Raw genomic sequence first — 18,659 nt, forward strand, 5'->3', positions numbered from 1 at the left:
GGCTAGTCATTTATCAATCAGACCACTACGGTAGGCTTTTTCCAGACTGCACTCGCAGATGGGCCTTCGATCTGCAAAGGAAACCGAATATGCGCCTCGCTGCCCTACCGCTATTGCTCGCCCCTCTATTTATCGCGCCGCTGGCCTCTGCCGCCACCAATCTGAGCGTTTGCACCGAGGCCAGCCCCGAAGGGTTCGATGTGGTGCAGTACAACTCGCTGACCACCACCAACGCCTCGGCCGACGTGCTGATGAACCGCCTGGTGGACTACGACGCCACGGCCGGCAAGCTGGTGCCGAGCCTGGCGGACAGCTGGCAAGTGTCGCCCGATGGTCTGACCTACACCTTCAAACTGCACCCGAACGTGAAGTTCCACCGCACCGAGTACTTCAATCCAAGCCGCACCCTGACTGCCGAAGACGTACGCTTCAGCTTTGAACGCATGCTCGACCCGGCCAACCCATGGCACAAGATCGCCCAGAGCGGCTTCCCCCATGCGCAGTCGCTGCAACTACCCGCATTGGTCAAGAAGATCGATGCTCTCGACCCATTAACCGTGCGCTTCACCCTGGATCACGCCGACTCCACCTTCCTCGCCGCCTTGAGCATGGGTTTTGCCTCGATCTACCCGGCCGAATACGCCGACAAACTGCTCAAGGCCGGCACGCCTGAAAAACTCAACAGCCAGCCAATCGGCACCGGCCCGTTCGTGTTTGTACGGTTCCAGAAGGATGCCGTGGTCCGCTATAAAGCCAACCCGGATTACTTTGCCGGCAAACCGGCTGTGGATAACTTGATCTTCGCCATCACCCCGGATGCCAACGTGCGCCTGCAAAAGCTGCATCGCGATGAATGCCAGATCGCCCTGTCGCCCAAGCCACTGGATGTGAGTGAAGCCGAGAAAGATCCTGCACTCAAAGTAGAAAAAACCCCGGCCTTCATGACCGCATTCGTCGCGATCAACAGCCAGCACCCGCCGCTGGACAAGCCCGAAGTGCGCCAGGCAATCAACCTGGCCTTCGACAAAGACAGCTACCTCAAGGCCGTATTTGAAGGCACCGCCGAAGCAGCCAATGGCATTTACCCACCCAATACCTGGAGTTACGCCAAGGACTTGCCAGGTTATCCACAGAACATCGCCAAGGCCAAGACGCTGCTGGAGCGCGCCGGACTCAAGAACGGCTTCAAGACCACAATCTGGACTCGCCCCACTGGCAGCCTGCTGAACCCCAACCCCAACCTCGGTGCCCAGTTGCTGCAAGCGGACCTGGCCAAAGTCGGCATCCAGGCCGAGATTCGCGTAATCGAATGGGGCGAACTGATCCGCCGCGCCAAAGCCGGCGAACATGACCTGCTGTTCATGGGCTGGGCCGGCGACAACGGCGACCCGGATAACTTCCTCACCCCGCAGTTCTCGTGCGCAGCGGTAAAATCCGGCACCAACTTCGCCCGCTACTGCGACCCGGCCCTGGACAAGCTGATCAGCGCCGGCAAGACCACCAGTGAACAAGGCGTGCGCAGCAAGTTGTACCAACAGGCCCAGGCTCAGATTCAGCAGCAGGCATTGTGGCTGCCATTGGCACACCCCACCGCATTCGCCCTGACGCGCAAGAATGTTGACGGCTACCAGGTGAGCCCGTTTGGGCGCCAGGATTTCTCCAAGGTCAGCGTCAAGCCCTAAGCTGCAAGCTGCAAGCTGCAAGCCGCTTGTGGCTTGCAGCTTCAACCTTGCAGCTGCTCCCATCCTACAACCAGCCGTATTCCGCCATCGACAGCGGGTCGCCATCTCCCACGATGATGTGGTCGAGCACCCGCACATCTACCGACACCAAGGCCTTTTGCAATATTTTGGTTAATTTTCGATCAGCCGCACTTGGCTCGACGCTCCCGGACGGATGGTTGTGGCACAGGATAAGAGCCGCCGCGTTGTAAGCGAGCGCGCGCTTGACCACTTGTCGCGGATAAACGATGGCCGCGTCGATGGTGCCCTCAAATAGCGCCTCAAAGCCCAGCACCCGGTGCTTTGAGTCAAGAAACAGGCAGCCGAATATTTCGTGGGGCTCGTGGCGCAGCAAGGCCTTGAGGTACTCACGTACGGCCAGCGGGCTTTCCAGCACCGAGTCGGCACGCAAGCGTTCGGCCATATGCCGCCGAGACATTTCCAGCACCGCCTGCAACTGGGCAAATTTCGCCGGCCCCAGCCCCAAGTGCTGGCTGAACAGCGTCTGGCTGGCCTCCAACAACGGGCGCAGGCCACCGAATTGCGCCAATAGATGGCGCGCCAGGTCGACTGCGCTTCTGCCGGAAACCCCGGTACGCAAGAAAATCGCCAACAACTCGGCATCCGACAGACTCGCCGCGCCCCATTCCAAAAGCTTCTCCCGTGGGCGTTCCGCCACAGGCCAATCGCGAATACTCATCCCGCCTCCCTCTGCACGTGCGCCGCTGTTGCCTGGCGGTCGCTGTGTTATCTTAAGCCCTCTTTTTTGCATGTGATTTCCCCTGGGGAGGGGGCATCGCAGGCGTCACTGAACTGGCATCACTGAACTGGAAAGGCAAACCAATGCAGCGTCTGTATCGGAAACGCATCGTTCTCGGCGTCGGCGGCGGCATTGCCGCCTACAAGAGCGCAGAACTGGTTCGCAGGCTCCTGGACCAGGGCGCCGAAGTGCGCGTGGTCATGACCCGTGGTGGCAGTGAGTTCATCACCCCGCTGACCATGCAGGCCTTGTCTGGGCACCCGGTTCACCTGGACCTTTTGGACCCGGCGGCCGAAGCTGCCATGGGCCACATCGAGCTGGCAAAATGGGCCGACCTGGTGTTGATCGCCCCGGCCACCGCCGACCTGATCGCCCGCCTGGCCCAAGGCATCGCCGATGACCTGCTGACCACTCTGGTACTGGCCACCGACGCCACCGTCGCCATCGCACCGGCCATGAACCAGGCCATGTGGCGCGACCCGGCCACCCAGGCCAACACCCAGCTCCTGCAAAGCCGCGGCCTTAAAGTGTTTGGCCCGGCTTCCGGCAGCCAAGCCTGTGGCGACGTGGGCATGGGCCGCATGCTTGAGGCTACTGACCTCGCGCTGTGTGCCGCCGAGTGCTTTCAGCACCTGGCTCTCACGGGCAAACATGTGCTGATTACCGCCGGCCCGACCCAGGAAAACATCGACCCGGTGCGTTACATCACCAACCATAGCTCAGGAAAAATGGGCTTTGCCTTGGCGGAAGCCGCGGTCGAGGCAGGCGCACGCGTCACCCTGATCACCGGCCCGGTGCACTTGCCAACCCCTGATCGCGTCACGCGAATCGACGTAGTCAGCGCCCGGGACATGCTGGCGGCCTGTGAAGCGGCCATTCCCTGCGACCTGTTTATCGCCTCGGCAGCGGTTGCAGACTACCGCCCGGAAGTTGTCGCCCCGCAAAAGCTTAAGAAAGACCCTACAAGCGGCGACGGCCTGCTCCTGCAAATGGTGCGCAACCCGGACATCCTGGCCACCATCGCCACGCGCCCGGACCGCCCGTTCAGTGTCGGTTTCGCCGCCGAAACCGAGCACTTGCTGGACTACGCCGCACGCAAATTGAAAGACAAAAACCTCGACCTGATCGTTGCCAATGATGTCGCCAACCCGAGCATCGGCTTCAACAGCGAGGAAAACGCCTGCAGCGTGATCGACCGCGAGCTGCACGCCACCCTTTTCGCCCAGACCAGCAAGGGCAAGATTGCCCGCCAACTGATCTCATTTATCGCCCAACGGCTGAACCAGGTTTAATTTACATGCACGCTTTGCAAGCCAAGATCCTCGACCCCCGCATCGGCAACGAATTTCCTCTGCCGGCCTATGCCACTCCGGGCTCCGCCGGCCTGGACCTGCGCGCCATGCTCAAGGAAGACACCGTCCTTGAGCCAGGCCAGACAATCCTGATTCCTACCGGCCTGTCGATCTACGTCGGCGACGCAGGCCTGGCGGCATTGATCCTGCCGCGCTCCGGCCTGGGCCACAAACATGGCATCGTGCTGGGCAACCTCGTAGGCCTGATCGATTCGGACTATCAGGGCGAATTGATGGTGTCGTGCTGGAACCGTGGCAACACCGCGTTCAACATCGCTGTCGGCGAGCGCATCGCCCAGTTGGTGCTGGTACCGGTGGTACAGGCACACTTCGAACTGGTGCAGGAGTTCGACGAAACTCAGCGCGGCGCTGGTGGTTTTGGGCATTCCGGCAGCCACTGACTAAGCTGAACCTTGCCGGATGCAGTTGTCCGGCAAGACGCCACCGCATGGCTATTCAGGATGAAGAATGTGCGGATTTATTCAGCGAGATTTCCACAATGAAATCAATGCATTACGCGTTTTCCCAAAGTGCCTCGGCACGCCGATGGCATTTTTGCACCACGAACTCTCTGCCGAAAACACCGTCATACCCTTCAGTTTGAGCCTGCCGGTCAGCCACTTTAAGGCCAGCTTTGCCCCCCTTCAGATGGAGTTCACCCCCGCGATGAGTACCGCAGCCCGAGTAGCCCCGACATTCCCCGACAGCATCTTCCGCGCCTACGACATTCGTGGCGTGGTGCCCAAGACCCTGACCGCCGAAACCGCCTACTGGATCGGCCGCGCCATCGGTGCCCAGAGCCTGGCCCAGGGCGAACCTAATGTCTCGGTAGGCCGTGATGGCCGCTTGTCCGGCCCGGAGCTGGTGGAACAACTGATCCAGGGCCTCGCCGACAGCGGTTGCCACGTCAGCGACGTCGGCCTGGTGCCGACACCAGCGCTGTACTACGCGGCCAACGTACTGGCCGGTAAGTCCGGGGTGATGCTCACCGGCAGCCATAATCCCTCGGACTACAACGGCTTCAAGATCGTGATTGCCGGTGACACCCTGGCCAACGAACAGATCCAGGCCCTGCACGACCGCCTCAAGACCAACGACCTGACCAGCGGCAAAGGCAGTGTCACCAAAGTCGACATTCTGCAGCGCTACTCTGACCAGATCACCGGCGACGTCAAATTGGCCCGCCGCCTGAAAGTGGTGGTGGACTGCGGCAACGGCGCGGCTGGCGTGATCGCTCCGCAACTGCTCGAAGCCCTCAACTGTGAAGTGATCCCGCTGTTCTGCGACGTCGACGGCAACTTCCCCAACCATCACCCGGACCCAGGCAAGCCGGAAAACCTGGTGGATTTGATCGCCAAGGTCAAGGAAACCGGCGCCGACGTGGGCCTGGCGTTCGACGGTGACGGCGACCGTGTTGGCGTGGTGACCAACACCGGCGAAAACGTGTTCGCCGACCGCCTGCTGATGCTGTTTGCCCGTGACGTGGTGGCGCGCAATGCCAACGCCGAAATCATCTTCGACGTGAAGTGCACCCGCCGCCTCACGCCGCTGATCAAGGAATATGGCGGGCGCCCGCTAATGTGGAAGACCGGTCACTCGTTGATCAAAAAGAAAATGAAGGAAACCGGCGCGCTGTTGGCCGGTGAAATGAGCGGCCACGTGTTCTTCAAAGAGCGCTGGTTCGGTTTCGACGACGGCATTTACAGCGCCGCCCGTCTGCTGGAGATCCTCAGCAAGGAAAAATCCACGGCACAGGAGCTGTTTCAGACCTTCCCGAATGATATTTCTACGCCAGAGATCAATATACATGTGACCGAGGAGAGCAAATTCAGCATCATTGACGCACTGCACGATGCGCAATGGGGTGAAGGCGCCAACCTGACCACCATTGATGGTGTGCGAGTCGATTACGCCAAAGGCTGGGGCCTGGTTCGCGCGTCCAACACCACACCGGTGCTGGTCCTGCGTTTCGAGGCGGATACCGAGGCTGAGTTGCAGCGCATCAAGGACGTGTTCCACGCCCAGTTGAAACGTGTTGCCCCTGATCTCCAATTACCGTTCTGATTTTTTACCGGAGCCCTGAATGACCCTCGAACGCGAAGCCGCTGCCAACACTGCCAAGGTCCTGTCCGAAGCGTTGCCTTACATTCGACGCTACGTCGGCAAGACGCTGGTGATCAAGTACGGCGGCAATGCCATGGAAAGCGACGAGCTGAAAACCGGTTTTGCCCGCGACATCGTGTTGATGAAAGCCGTGGGGATCAACCCGGTGGTCGTCCATGGTGGCGGCCCGCAAATCGGTGACCTGCTCAAGCGCTTGTCGATCGAGAGTCACTTCATCGATGGCATGCGCGTCACGGACGCGCAAACCATGGACGTGGTGGAGATGGTCCTTGGCGGCCAGGTCAACAAGGACATCGTTAACCTGATCAACCGCCATGGCGGCAGTGCCATCGGCCTGACCGGCAAGGACGCGGAACTGATCCGCGCGAAAAAACTGACGGTGACCCGCCAGACGCCGGAAATGACCCAGCCGGAAATCATCGACATCGGCCAGGTCGGCGAAGTGATCGGCATCAACACCGACTTGTTGAACCTGCTGGTCAAGGGCGATTTCATTCCGGTGATCGCGCCCATCGGCGTGGGCGCCAACGGTGAGTCCTACAACATCAACGCCGACCTGGTTGCCGGTAAAGTGGCTGAAGCACTGAAAGCCGAGAAGCTGATGCTGCTGACCAACATCGCCGGGCTGATGGACAAGGAAGGCAAGGTATTGACCGGTTTGACCACTCAACAAGTGGACGAGCTGATTGCCGATGGCACCATCTACGGCGGCATGCTGCCGAAGATCCGTTGCGCGCTGGAAGCCGTGCAAGGCGGCGTGGGCAGTTCGCTGATTCTGGATGGCCGCGTGCCGAATGCGATCCTGCTGGAAATCTTCACCGATACGGGTGTGGGTACGCTGATCAGTAACCGCAAGCGGCCTTAAACGCCAAAAACCAAAAGGCCCCGCTCAATCCAATTGAGCGGGGCCTTTTTTGTTTTCACAGTTCCAATGTGGGAGCTGGCTTGCCTGCGATGACGGCGGCACATTCAAGAACTGCACCGCCTGACATACCGCTATCGCGGGCAAGCCCGCTCCCACAGGGGTTCGGTGTCAGACGCCGAACTGCTCACGGTACGCACGCACTGCAGGCAAATGCTGCTTGAGCTGCGCGTCATCTTCCAGGTATTGCAGCACCTGGTTCAACGAAACAATGCTCACCACCGGAATACCGAAATCACGCTCCACTTCCTGGATTGCCGACAACTCACCGTTGCCGCGCTCCTGGCGGTTCAGCGCGATCAGCACGCCGGCGGCCTTGGCACCTTCCTGGGACGCGATGATCTGCATCACTTCACGGATGGCGGTGCCGGCGGTGATCACATCGTCGATGATCAGCACGTCGCCCTTGAGTGGCGCACCGACCAGGCTGCCGCCTTCGCCATGAGCCTTGGCCTCTTTGCGGTTGAAGCACCATGGCAAATCCAGCTCATGATGTTCAGCCAGGGCCACGGCCGTAGCGGCCGCCAGAGGGATGCCCTTGTAAGCTGGCCCGAACAACACGTCGAAGGAAATACCGCTATCGACGATGGCTGCCGCATAGAAACGACCCAGCTGAGCCAGGGCCGAACCCGAGTTGAACAGGCCTGCATTGAAGAAGTAAGGGCTGGTGCGCCCGGACTTCAAAGTGAACTCACCGAAGCGTAAAACGCCGCGATCGATGGCAAAACGAATGAAATCGCGTTGATACGCCTGCATGAAAAAAGCCTCAGATACCACGGATTTAGCTAATTAGGTAGACGGCGTGTATCATACACGCACGCGATTTTTGGGGCCATTTATGCGGATCATCAGTGTGAACGTCAATGGTATTCAGGCTGCAGTCGAGCGTGGTTTGCTCAGTTGGCTGCAAGCACAGAATGCCGACGTCATCTGCCTGCAGGACACCCGCGCCTCCGCCTTTGAACTGGACGACCCAGCCTTCCAACTGGATGGCTACTTCCTTTATGCCTGTGATGCCGAAGTCCCTGCCCAAGGTGGCGTGGCTCTGTACTCACGGTTGCAACCCAAGGCGGTCATCAGCGGCCTCGGCTTCGAGACAGCCGACCGCTACGGGCGCTACCTGCAAGCCGATTTCGACAAGGTCAGCATCGCGACCTTGCTGCTCCCTTCGGGGCAGAACGGCGATGAAGACTTGAACCAGAAGTTCAAGCTAATGGACGATTTCGCCCGTTATCTGGATAAACAGCGACGCAAACGTCGCGAGTACATTTACTGTGGCTCGCTGTACGTGGCGCAACAGAAGCTGGATATCAAGAACTGGCGTGACAGCCAGCAATCACCGGGTTTCCTGGCGCCGGAACGGGCCTGGATGGACGAGATTGTCGGCAACATGGGCTATGTGGATGCCCTGCGCGAAGTCAGCCGTGAAGGCGACCAGTACAGCTGGTGGCCGGATAACGAACAGGCTGAGATGCTCAACCTGGGCTGGCGTTTTGACTACCAGTTGCTGACCCCAGGTCTGCGCCGGTTCGTTCGCAGCGCACGTCTGCCGCGTCAGCCGCGTTTTTCGCAGCACGCGCCGCTGATCGTGGACTACGACTGGACGCTGACCATCTAAGGTCTTTTTCCGGGCACAAAAAAACCGACATCGCTGTCGGTTTTTTTGTGCCTGCTCATTATTTGACCACTCGCCAGGTCAAGGGGTAGCGATAGGCAATCCCCTTGTTGGCCTTGATGCTACCGATGATCGTCAGCACCACCGTGGCGATTGCCAGGGCAAACATCAGGAAAAACCCGATCACCGCGAAGGCCAGCACAATGCACACCATCCAGGCGATGGCTACGGTGATCTGGAAGTTCAGGGCTTCCTTGCCCTGATCATCAATGAACGGGTCCACTTCCTTCTTCATCAGCCACAGGATCAGCGGCCCCACGACACTGCCGAAAGGGAACACAAACCCCAGAAACGCCGCGAGATGACACAACATGGCTCCCTGGCGCACTTCGTAGGAAGGCGTAGGTACGGGCATTTGGCTGTCATTCATGGCGCTTCTCCTTGAGGCAGGCTCAGTCGGCCAGTGCGGCGTTCTGCAGTTCGAAGATTTCGGTCATGCCTTTCTGGGCCAGGGCGAGCATGGCGTTCAGGTCGGCTGGCTGGAATGGCGCGCCTTCGGCGGTGCCCTGCACTTCGATGAAACCACCGGTGCTGGTCATCACTACGTTCAGGTCGGTCTCGGCGGCCGAATCTTCCAGGTAGTCCAGGTCCAGCACAGGCTCGCCCTGATACATGCCAACCGACACAGCGGCGATCATCTGCTTGAGCGGGTCGCCGCCTTTGAGGCCGCCGCGCTTCTTGATCACTTTAAGCGCATCTACCAGGGCCACCATGGCGCCAGTGATGGAGGCGGTGCGGGTGCCGCCGTCAGCCTGGATCACGTCGCAGTCGACGTACAGGGTCACGTCGCCCAGCTTGGACATGTCCAGGGCTGCGCGCAGCGAGCGGCCGATAAGGCGCTGGATTTCCAGGGTGCGACCGCCTTGCTTGCCACGGCTGGCTTCACGCTGGTTACGCTCGCCGGTAGCGCGCGGCAGCATGCCGTACTCGGCAGTCAACCAACCCTGACCTTGGCCTTTAAGGAAGCGCGGCACGCCGTTTTCGACGCTGACGGTGCAGATCACTTTGGTATCGCCAAACTCGACCAGTACAGATCCCTCGGCGTGTTTGGTGTAGTTGCGGGTAATGCGGATCGAGCGGAGCTGATCGGCAGCGCGACCACTTGGACGTTTCATAGGGGATACCTGTACGAAGGACGAAAAACTGCCGAGCATTATAGAGCCGCGAACCGTTTCGGGGCACTTCTAAAAAATTCGGTTACGAATGGCCTGGTCGGCGCCCATTGTTTGGGCGCGCTCGCCCCACTGCGCTACAATCCTGCGCCTTCGCAGCCTGTCGGCTTCAAAATTTACCCATCAGCCCGCATTTGCGGGTCTGCATCGCGAGGTACTTCCATGGTGCACAGCATGACCGCCTTCGCCCGCGTCGAAAAAGCCGGCGCCCAGGGCACCCTGAGCTGGGAACTGCGCTCGGTCAACAGCCGCTACCTGGAGCCGCACCTGCGCCTGCCGGAATCCTTCCGCGACCTCGAAGGCGCCGTGCGTGAAGCGTTGCGCCAGGGTATCTCGCGGGGCAAGCTGGAATGCACCCTGCGTTTTACCGAAGAAACCACCGGAAAGCCGCTGCAGGTCGACCGCGATCGCGCCGCGCAACTGGTAGCCGCCGCCGAAACCATCGCCAGCCTGATCAAGCAACCGGCCGCGCTGAACCCGTTGGAAGTGCTGGCCTGGCCCGGCGTACTGGTGGCCGACGCCACCGACCCGCAAGCCCTCAATGCCGAAGCCCTCGCCCTGTTCACCCAAGGCTTGAAGGAACTCAAGGCCGGCCGCGAGCGCGAAGGCGCCGAACTGGCCCGCCTGATCAATGAGCGCCTGACTTCGATCGAAGAAGACGTGGTCACCCTGCGTGAGCTAGTGCCGCAGATGCTCGCCACCCAGCGCCAGAAGGTTCTGGACCGCTTCACCGACATGAAGGCCGACCTCGACCCGGTGCGCCTGGAACAGGAAATGGTGCTGCTGGCGCAAAAGAGCGACGTAGCCGAAGAACTCGACCGCCTGAGCACCCACATCCTCGAAGTGCGCCGCGTACTCAAATCAGCGGGTGCCGCCGGTCGGCGCCTGGACTTCCTGATGCAGGAACTCAACCGCGAAGCCAATACACTGGGTTCCAAGGCGTTTGATCCGCGCAGCACCACGGCTGCGGTCAACCTCAAAGTGTTGATCGAGCAGATGCGCGAACAAGTACAGAATATTGAGTAAGGCAACTTCCATGACCCACAGCACCGGCACCCTTTACATCATTTCTGCGCCATCGGGCGCGGGCAAGAGCAGCCTGGTCAAAGCCTTGACCGACGCCGACGAGCAAATCCGCATTTCGGTCTCGCACACCACCCGCGCCATGCGCCCAGGTGAAGTGAACGGCGTGCACTATCACTTCGTCGAGCGCACAGAGTTCGTCAAGATGATCGAACACGGCGACTTTCTGGAGCGCGCGGAAGTGTTCGGCAACCTCTATGGCACCTCGCAAAGCCACCTGCAGCAGACGCTGGACGAAGGCCACGACCTGATCCTGGAGATCGACTGGCAGGGCGCCGAACAAGTGCGCCAACTGATGCCCAAGGCGCGTTCCATCTTCATCCTGCCGCCGTCTTTGGAAGCGTTGCACCAGCGCCTGACCAACCGCGGCCAGGACAGCGACGAGATCATCGAAGGCCGCATGCGCGAAGCCGTCAGCGAAATGAGCCACTACGTCGACTACGACTACCTGATCATTAATGACGATTTTGCCCACGCACTGGATGACTTGAAGGCGATTTTTCGCACCAATCAGCTCCAGCAAAAGCGCCAACAGCAGCGTTTTGGCAAATTACTCGCTGAACTGCTTGGTTGATTGGCGCTTCCCAAAACCGCTGCAAGGGCTTTACATTGGCACTTGTAGCGGTTTTGCGAGGGCGCGGGGAAAATCAGCGCTTCCCTAAACGCTGGTGATTTTTTAAACTGTTTAGTCCGCTCGCCCAACCGGGCAGCGCGCATCTTGCATTCGCTCCGAGGAATACCATGGCCCGCGTAACCGTTGAAGACTGCCTAGAACACGTGGATAACCGCTTTGAGCTGGTCATGCTCTCTACCAAGCGTGCCCGTCAACTGGCCACCGGCGGCAAAGAGCCCCTGGTCCAGTGGGAAAACGACAAGCCTACCGTTGTAGCCCTGCGTGAAATCGCTGAAGGCCTTATGAGCTACGAGTTCATCGCCAACGCTGAAATCGTTGAAGACGAACCGCTGTTTGCAGCGTTCGAGGACGAGTCCAACGAGGCCGTCTAAGCCTATGCCTGGTCGACGTAGCACGGCGCGGGGTCACAGCCAACGGCAGGAGTTCATACTTTGCCGAGCATAGACGCCCTCGCCGATCGCTTATCGGCCTACCTCGGCCCAGACCAGGTCAACCTGGTCCGCCGAGCGTATTTCTACGCCGAACAAGCCCACGACGGCCAGCGCCGCCGAAGCGGCGAGGCGTATGTCACCCATCCTCTTGCGGTGGCAAATATTCTTGCCGACATGCACATGGACCATCAGAGCCTGATGGCCGCGATGCTGCATGACGTGATCGAAGACACCGGCATCGCCAAGGAAGCGCTTAGCGCGCAATTTGGTGAAACCGTGGCCGAACTGGTCGACGGGGTCAGCAAACTGACCCAGATGAACTTCGAGACCAAGGCTGAAGCCCAGGCAGAAAACTTCCAGAAAATGGCCATGGCCATGGCGCGGGATATCCGTGTGATTCTGGTCAAGCTGGCCGACCGGCTGCACAACATGCGCACGCTGGAAGTGCTGTCCGGCGAAAAACGCCGGCGCATCGCCAAGGAAACCCTGGAAATCTACGCCCCCATCGCCAATCGGCTGGGCATGCATGCCATTCGTATCGAATTCGAAGACCTCGGCTTCAAGGCCATGCACCCGATGCGCTCGGCGCGCATCTACCAGGCGGTCAAGCGCGCACGGGGCAACCGCAAGGAAATCGTCAACAAGATCGAAGAGTCGCTGAGCCACTGCCTGGCGATCGACGAGATTGAAGGCGAAGTCAGCGGCCGGCAGAAGCACATCTACGGCATCTACAAGAAGATGCGCGGCAAGCGCCGGGCCTTTAACGAGATCATGGACGTGTACGCGTTCCGGATCATCGTCGACAAGGTAGACACCTGCTACCGCGTGCTGGGTGCTGTACATAATTTGTACAAACCCCTGCCGGGGCGCTTCAAGGACTACATCGCCATTCCCAAGGCCAACGGCTATCAGTCGCTGCATACCACGCTGTTCGGTATGCACGGGGTGCCGATCGAGATCCAGATCCGCACGCGGGAAATGGAAGAGATGGCCAACAACGGCATCGCCGCCCACTGGCTATACAAATCCAGCGGTGACGAACAGCCAAAAGGCACCCACGCCCGTGCTCGCCAGTGGGTCAAAGGCGTGCTGGAAATGCAACAACGTGCCGGCAACTCCCTGGAATTCATCGAAAGCGTGAAGATCGACCTGTTCCCGGACGAGGTCTACGTGTTCACGCCCAAAGGCCGAATCATGGAGCTGCCCAAAGGCTCCACGGCGGTCGACTTTGCCTACGCGGTGCACACCGACGTCGGTAACAGCTGCATTGCCTGCCGGATCAACCGTCGCCTCGCGCCGCTGTCCGAACCGCTGCAAAGCGGCTCCACGGTCGAGATCGTCAGTGCTCCCGGCGCGCGCCCGAACCCGGCCTGGCTCAACTTCGTGGTCACCGGTAAAGCGCGGACACACATCCGCCACGCCCTGAAGTTGCAACGCCGCTCCGAATCCATCAGCCTCGGCGAACGCCTGTTGAACAAGGTCCTCAACGGTTTCGACAGTGCCCTGGACAAAATTCCGACAGAGCGCGTACAAGCGATGCTCCACGAGTATCGCCAGGAAACCATCGAAGACCTGCTGGAAGATATCGGCCTGGGCAACCGCATGGCGTATGTAGTCGCTCGCCGCCTGCTCGGCGAAGGCGAACAATTGCCAAGCCCGGAAGGTCCGCTGGCGATTCGCGGCACCGAAGGCTTGGTGCTCAGCTACGCAAAATGCTGTACGCCGATCCCGGGCGACCCGATTGTCGGCCACTTGTCGGCGGGCAAAGGCATGGTGGTGCACCTGGACAACTGCCGCAATATCACCGAAATCCGCCACAACCCGGAGAAATGCATCCAGCTCTCTTGGGCCAAGGATGTCACCGGCGAATTCAACGTCGAGCTGCGTGTGGAGCTGGAGCATCAGCGCGGCCTGATCGCACTGCTTGCCAGCAGCGTCAACGCGGCCGACGGCAATATCGAAAAAATCAGCATGGATGAACGCGATGGTCGCATCAGCGTGGTCCAGTTGGTGGTCAGCGTGCACGACCGCGTGCACCTGGCCCGCGTGATCAAGAAACTGCGCGCCCTGACCGGAGTGATCCGCATCACCCGTATGCGTGCATAGCCCCTCTCTTACAAGGAGCAACTCATGACCAAGACTGTTATCACCAGCGACAAAGCCCCGGCCGCCATCGGCACTTACTCCCAGGCGATCAAGGCGGGCAACACCGTCTACATGTCCGGCCAGATTCCGCTGGACCCAAAGACCATGGAACTGGTTGAAGGCTTCGAAGCACAAACCGTACAAGTCTTCGAAAACCTGAAATCCGTAGCCGAAGCCGCCGGCGGTTCGTTCAAGGACATCGTCAAGCTGAACATCTTCCTCACCGACCTGAGCCACTTCGCCAAGGTCAACGAGATCATGGGCAAATACTTCGAACAGCCGTACCCAGCCCGCGCTGCCATCGGCGTTGCTGCGCTGCCAAAGGGCGCACAGGTTGAGATGGACGCGATTCTGGTCATCGAGTAAAACACCCGGCGCAGCCTCAACAGGCTGCGCCGACTTCGTTTCAGAAGGATTTCATGATGCGCAAAGCGCTTGTAGCCACTTCGTTGCTCGCCCTGTTGCTCGGCGGCTGCGCCAGCAACCCCGCCGACCTGGATGTGAGTGGCACCTGGATCAACCAGGCCGCCATCAACGCGGCAGCCAAGGGCGGCCCTTTGCGCGAAGCGCTGCAGAGTTTTGGCCCGAACCTCGAATGGGAGGTCAATACCAAGGCTTTGCAGGCGCGCTACTACAACGGCTTTGAAGTCGCCGAAGGCAAGTTGCTCGGGGATAAATCCGGCGCCTGGAACGTCGAGTTCTACGGCAGCTCCGCCACCGAACTCAAGCGCAAAGGCAAACAACTGCTGCAAGTGGCCAACGATAACGAGCCCGAGCAACTGTTCGCCCGTGCCAAGGATCCCGCCCCGGAAGGTGCGCCACTGGGCGCCAACTTCGAACGGGCACTGTATGCAGCCTATATGGGCGGCGACTGGAAGATTACCGACGGCAACGGCGACGGTTCCACAGTGCAGTTCCAGGCCGACGGAAAGGTCGCCGGCCTGCCAGGCGTCGACCGCTACTCGCTGTGTCTGGCGGGCGACTGCGCCTCTATGAGCGGCGGCTACGACAGCATCTGGCTGCAATTGAACGGCCAGGGCAACCCCTGGATCTTCACGCGCAAAGGCAAGCAGTTGGCGATATTCCAAGCGATCAACACCGCGCTGGCCGACGAGGTGCCGCAGTTCACGCCCGGCCCGCGCCAATGGCTGCTTGAGAAGAAATAACCAGCATCACCCTGAAGCAAATGTGGGAGCTGGCTTGCCTGCGATGACGGTGGCTCAGTCGAGATAGAGGTCGACTGATACTTCGCTATCGCAGGCAAGCCAGCTCCCACATTTTTTGACTGCGTTTCAGCCCTTGAGAATCGCCGCATACCCTTCGCGATAAGTCGGGTAGGTCGGCACCCAGCCCAACGCCTTAGCCCGGGCGTTGCTGCATTGTTTGCTGCCGGCACGCCTTACACTGGCGTCATCCGCCCACTCCGTCACGCCCAGGTACTCGCGCAACCAGCCCACCACCTCCGCCAATGGCGCTGGGGCATCGTCGACCCCGATGTAGATTTTTTCCAGCGAGCCACCCTGCTCTACATGACGCAGCAAAAAGGCCAGCAAACCTGCCGCATCATCCGCGTGAATCCGGTTGCCATACAACGGCGGATCGATCGCCACGCGATAGCCCTGGCGTACCTGGGTCAGCAGCCATTCGCGGCCCGGGCCGTAAATCCCGGTCAAGCGCACGATACTCGCTGGGATCCCACTGTTGAGCGCGACCTGCTCGGCCTCCAGCATGACCTGGCCGGAATAGCCCGTCGCCCTGGTATCAGATGTTTCGTCGACCCACTCACCATTCTGCTGGCCATACACGCTGCTGCTGGAAACAAACAGCAGGTGCCTGGGCGCCTGGCCGTAGTCACTCAGCCACTCCAACACATGCTGCAACCCTTGCACGTATGCCGCGCGATACCCGGCCTCATCGTGGTCGGTGGCGGCCGCGCAATACACCAGGTAATCCACTGCGCCGATCGGCCAGGTCTCAGGACAATCCTTTTTGAACAGGTCGCCGGCAATGCCGATCACGCCATCGGGGAGCTTTGAAACATCACGGCGCAGGCCATGAACCTCCCAATTCGCGCCGAGCAATTGGCTAGCCAGCCGGCTCCCCACATCGCCGCAACCGGCAATCACAACAGAAGGCGCAGACATCATAAAACTCCGTTCTTAAAGGTCTAGATTAGCCCTCGCAGATGACGAGCGGCCAGAAAAAGCACAAATAAAGTTACTGTATTACTTCTGTTAACAAGAATTACTTGCAATAATAACCGCCCATTTGTCCTCGACCCTCAAGGGTCTGGCAGGACGATCACTCAATTTTTCCTCTCAGGTCCGGCCAGCATGACACGTAATACAAACCCCGCTTCGCCAACCAAGCTTCACAGCCCATCCCGCGCCTGGCGTGCGATTGCTGCGCTGCTGTTCAGCGTACTGCTGGCACCGACCGCTGCCTTCGCTGATGCCACCGCCCCAGCCGCACCGGCTGCTGCCGAGCACACCGGCGCTACGCCAGCTGCTCCTGTTGCCGCCCCGGTTGCCACAGACCCGGCCCAGGCTGCAGGCGACGTCGCACCTGCCGACGAAACCGGTGTAGTGTTGGAAGAAGACAACAGCCTGGGCATGGCCCATGACCTGTCGCCGTGGGGCATGTACCAGAACGCTGACGTCGTGGTAAAAGCCGTGATGATCGGCCTGGCCATCGCCTCGATCATCACCTGGACCATCTGGATCGCCAAGGGCTTCGAGCTGCTGGGCGCCAAGCGCCGTCTGCGCGCTGAGATCGTCCACCTGAAAAAAGCCACCACCCTCAAGGAAGCCAGCGAGAGCGCGACCAAGAAGGGCACCCTGGCCAACCTGCTGGTACACGACGCTCTGGAAGAAATGCGTCTGTCGGTCAATACCCGCGAAAAAGAAGGCATCAAGGAACGCGTCAGCTTCCGTCTCGAACGCCTGGTTGCAGCATGCGGCCGTAACATGAGCAGCGGCACCGGCGTGCTGGCCACCATCGGTTCCACCGCACCGTTTGTCGGCCTGTTCGGCACCGTGTGGGGCATCATGAACAGCTTCATCGGCATCGCAAAAACCCAGACCACCAACCTCGCCGTCGTCGCCCCCGGCATCGCCGAAGCCCTGCTGGCAACCGCGCTGGGCCTGGTTGCAGCAATCCCTGCGGTGGTGATCTACAACGTCTTCGCCCGTTCGATTGCCGGCTACAAGGCCCAGGTATCGGACGCGTCGGCAGAAGTCCTGCTGCTGGTCAGCCGCGACCTCGATCACCTGCCTACCGAGCGCAGCTCGCAACCGCACATGGTGAAAGTGGGGTAATCGGCCATGGGCCTGCATTTGAATCAAGGCGACGACGAACTCGTCGAGAACCACGAGATCAACGTCACGCCGTTTATCGACGTAATGCTCGTGCTGCTGATCATCTTCATGGTGGCCGCGCCGCTGGCGACCGTGGATATCAAGGTCGACCTGCCCGCGTCCAGCGCCAAGCCTGCGCCGCGGCCGGAGAAGCCGATTTTCCTCAGCGTCAAGGCGGACCAACGCCTGTTCCTGGGCGAAGAAGAAGTCAAAGCTGAAACCCTGGGCCCGGTGCTCGACGCCAAGACCCAAGGCAAGAAAGACACGACGATCTTCTTCCAGGCCGACAAAGGCGTGGACTACGGCGACCTGATGAGTGTGATGGATGCCCTGCGGGCAGCCGGCTACCTCAAGGTAGGCCTGGTCGGACTTGAGACGGCAGCCAAGAAATGATCACGACGCGCCACAAACTGACGCGTTATGGCACCAGCCTCGCCGTCGTGCTGGGCGTGCATGCCGTCGCGATCATCATCGCGCTCCAGTGGTCCGCGCCGCATCCGGTAACACTGCCACCGGCGGCGATGGTCATCGACCTCGCGCCGATGCCTGCACCGCCGCCGCCAGCTCCACCCAAGGTTGTCACACCGCCGCAGCCGCCTGCCCCCGTGGAAGAGCTGCCCCTGCCAAAACTGGCTGAGGCACCTAAACCAACGATCCAGGTGCCCAAGCCGGTCAAGCCAAAACCGAAGCCGCAGCCGCCCAAGCCGGTGGAAAAGAAGCCCGAGCCGCCCAAGGAAAAACCTTCCGAAGAACCGCCGAGCGAATCGCCACAAAACAATGCGCCAGCTGAAAAGTCTGCCCAGCCGGTTCCGGGCCCGTCGCCACAACAGGTCGCAGCAAAAGCGTCCTGGGAAGGCGCCCTGCTGGCGCACTTGCAGAAGTACAAGAAGTACCCGCCAGGTGCCCAACAGCGAGGCAAGGAAGGCTTGAACCGCCTGCGCTTTGTGGTCGATGCCGAAGGCAACGTGCTGTCCTACGAGTTGGTGGGCCGCTCCGGCAACGCCGATCTGGACCGTGCGACCCTGGACATGATCCGTCGAGCCCAGCCACTGCCCAAACCACCGGCCGATATGTTGAAAGGCGGCAGCGTCGAAATCGTCGCGCCATTTGTTTACAACATTGAGAAGCGCCGCCGGTAAGCGGCAAACGGTAGCCGGCTGGTGTGGGAGCTCCCACACCAGCCAGCTCCCACATTTGGTTTCACCACTTCAGCAAAATCCTCAACATTCCCCGCTCAATCCCCATCAAAGTTCTGATAACGTGCGTCTATCGATTGCAGCCGGT

At 60.2% G+C, this 18,659-nt stretch carries 19 protein-coding genes and 1 pseudogene; 15 read left to right on the top strand and 5 right to left on the bottom strand.

Annotated elements, in window-relative coordinates:
• The first annotated feature begins 89 nt into the window (after positions 1-89).
• Positions 90-1,682 (top strand): ABC transporter substrate-binding protein, encoded by a 1,593-nt coding sequence (locus tag HX790_RS27080; protein WP_017135852.1) that lies wholly within the window; start codon positions 90-92, stop codon positions 1,680-1,682.
• A 64-nt stretch (positions 1,683-1,746) separates the two neighbouring features.
• Here the strand turns inward: HX790_RS27080 and radC are convergent, their stop codons facing one another.
• Entirely contained in the window at positions 1,747-2,421 is a 675-nt protein-coding gene (gene radC, locus HX790_RS27085) for a DNA repair protein RadC (RefSeq protein ID WP_176992500.1), read from the bottom strand.
• Between the two features lie 143 nt (positions 2,422-2,564).
• Between radC and coaBC the strand changes: the two genes are divergently transcribed.
• From coaBC to argB, 4 genes and pseudogenes are all read left to right on the top strand, one after another.
• A complete protein-coding gene (coaBC, locus tag HX790_RS27090) occupies positions 2,565-3,773 on the top strand; it encodes a bifunctional phosphopantothenoylcysteine decarboxylase/phosphopantothenate--cysteine ligase CoaBC (RefSeq protein WP_015886530.1) in 1,209 nt (402 codons plus the stop codon).
• A gap of 5 nt (positions 3,774-3,778) precedes the next feature.
• Entirely contained in the window at positions 3,779-4,234 is a 456-nt protein-coding gene (gene dut / locus HX790_RS27095) for a dUTP diphosphatase (protein WP_017135850.1), read from the top strand.
• Positions 4,235-4,475: 241 nt separating this feature from the next.
• Positions 4,476-5,897, top strand: a pseudogene (locus HX790_RS27100) (phosphomannomutase/phosphoglucomutase); the annotation flags it as partial.
• Between the two features lie 19 nt (positions 5,898-5,916).
• Positions 5,917-6,822: an acetylglutamate kinase gene (gene argB, locus HX790_RS27105; RefSeq protein ID WP_015886532.1), complete on the top strand. Its 906-nt coding sequence runs from the start codon at positions 5,917-5,919 to the stop codon at positions 6,820-6,822.
• Positions 6,823-6,990: 168 nt separating this feature from the next.
• Here the strand turns inward: argB and pyrE are convergent, their stop codons facing one another.
• Positions 6,991-7,635, bottom strand: coding sequence for an orotate phosphoribosyltransferase (gene pyrE / locus HX790_RS27110; RefSeq protein WP_017135848.1), 645 nt, complete (start codon positions 7,633-7,635; stop codon positions 6,991-6,993).
• Between the two features lie 82 nt (positions 7,636-7,717).
• Between pyrE and HX790_RS27115 the strand changes: the two genes are divergently transcribed.
• Entirely contained in the window at positions 7,718-8,497 is a 780-nt protein-coding gene (locus tag HX790_RS27115) for an exodeoxyribonuclease III (RefSeq protein WP_003176915.1), read from the top strand.
• Between the two features lie 58 nt (positions 8,498-8,555).
• On the opposite strand, the gene HX790_RS27120 is transcribed toward HX790_RS27115, so the two are convergent.
• The gene (locus HX790_RS27120) at positions 8,556-8,924 is read right to left on the bottom strand and encodes a DUF4870 domain-containing protein (RefSeq protein ID WP_176992501.1); all 369 of its coding nucleotides are present in this window, start codon (positions 8,922-8,924) and stop codon (positions 8,556-8,558) included.
• Positions 8,925-8,946: 22 nt separating this feature from the next.
• Positions 8,947-9,669: a ribonuclease PH gene (rph, locus tag HX790_RS27125; protein WP_003213280.1), complete on the bottom strand. Its 723-nt coding sequence runs from the start codon at positions 9,667-9,669 to the stop codon at positions 8,947-8,949.
• A gap of 219 nt (positions 9,670-9,888) precedes the next feature.
• Between rph and HX790_RS27130 the strand changes: the two genes are divergently transcribed.
• The 6 genes from HX790_RS27130 (at position 9,889) to HX790_RS27155 (ending at position 15,185) form a co-directional block, all read left to right on the top strand.
• A complete protein-coding gene (locus HX790_RS27130; RefSeq protein ID WP_017135846.1) occupies positions 9,889-10,752 on the top strand; it encodes a YicC/YloC family endoribonuclease in 864 nt (287 codons plus the stop codon).
• Between the two features lie 10 nt (positions 10,753-10,762).
• A complete protein-coding gene (gmk, locus tag HX790_RS27135; protein ID WP_010168203.1) occupies positions 10,763-11,383 on the top strand; it encodes a guanylate kinase in 621 nt (206 codons plus the stop codon).
• 167 nt (positions 11,384-11,550) lie between these two features.
• Positions 11,551-11,814: a DNA-directed RNA polymerase subunit omega gene (gene rpoZ / locus HX790_RS27140; protein ID WP_003176920.1), complete on the top strand. Its 264-nt coding sequence runs from the start codon at positions 11,551-11,553 to the stop codon at positions 11,812-11,814.
• 60 nt (positions 11,815-11,874) lie between these two features.
• On the top strand, positions 11,875-13,980 hold the full coding sequence (gene spoT, locus HX790_RS27145; RefSeq protein WP_016975931.1) for a bifunctional GTP diphosphokinase/guanosine-3',5'-bis pyrophosphate 3'-pyrophosphohydrolase: 2,106 nt from the start codon (positions 11,875-11,877) through the stop codon (positions 13,978-13,980).
• A gap of 24 nt (positions 13,981-14,004) precedes the next feature.
• Positions 14,005-14,385 carry a RidA family protein gene (locus HX790_RS27150; RefSeq protein WP_003176922.1) on the top strand — a complete coding sequence of 127 codons (381 nt, stop codon included), beginning with the start codon at positions 14,005-14,007 and terminating at the stop codon, positions 14,383-14,385.
• Between the two features lie 56 nt (positions 14,386-14,441).
• The gene (locus HX790_RS27155; protein WP_017135845.1) at positions 14,442-15,185 is read left to right on the top strand and encodes a hypothetical protein; all 744 of its coding nucleotides are present in this window, start codon (positions 14,442-14,444) and stop codon (positions 15,183-15,185) included.
• A 126-nt stretch (positions 15,186-15,311) separates the two neighbouring features.
• Here the strand turns inward: HX790_RS27155 and HX790_RS27160 are convergent, their stop codons facing one another.
• Positions 15,312-16,163 (bottom strand): SDR family oxidoreductase, encoded by an 852-nt coding sequence (locus HX790_RS27160; protein WP_017135844.1) that lies wholly within the window; start codon positions 16,161-16,163, stop codon positions 15,312-15,314.
• 189 nt (positions 16,164-16,352) lie between these two features.
• Here HX790_RS27160 and exbB point away from each other — a divergent pair, with 189 nt between their 5' ends.
• Genes exbB through HX790_RS27175 form a run of 3 tightly spaced genes read left to right on the top strand, consistent with a single transcriptional unit; the run spans position 16,353 to position 18,514 of the window.
• Positions 16,353-17,336, top strand: coding sequence for a tonB-system energizer ExbB (gene exbB, locus HX790_RS27165; protein WP_017135843.1), 984 nt, complete (start codon positions 16,353-16,355; stop codon positions 17,334-17,336).
• Positions 17,337-17,342: 6 nt separating this feature from the next.
• Entirely contained in the window at positions 17,343-17,768 is a 426-nt protein-coding gene (gene exbD, locus HX790_RS27170; RefSeq protein WP_003195519.1) for a TonB system transport protein ExbD, read from the top strand.
• Positions 17,765-18,514, top strand: a complete 750-nt coding sequence (locus HX790_RS27175) for an energy transducer TonB (RefSeq protein WP_017135842.1) — start codon at positions 17,765-17,767, stop codon at positions 18,512-18,514. The genes exbD and HX790_RS27175 overlap by 4 nt, the downstream gene beginning before the upstream one ends.
• The last annotated feature ends 145 nt before the right edge of the window (positions 18,515-18,659 follow it).

The sequence above is a fragment of the Pseudomonas sp. IPO3747 genome, assembly GCF_013385245.1.
GTDB lineage: Bacteria > Pseudomonadota > Gammaproteobacteria > Pseudomonadales > Pseudomonadaceae > Aquipseudomonas > Aquipseudomonas edaphica.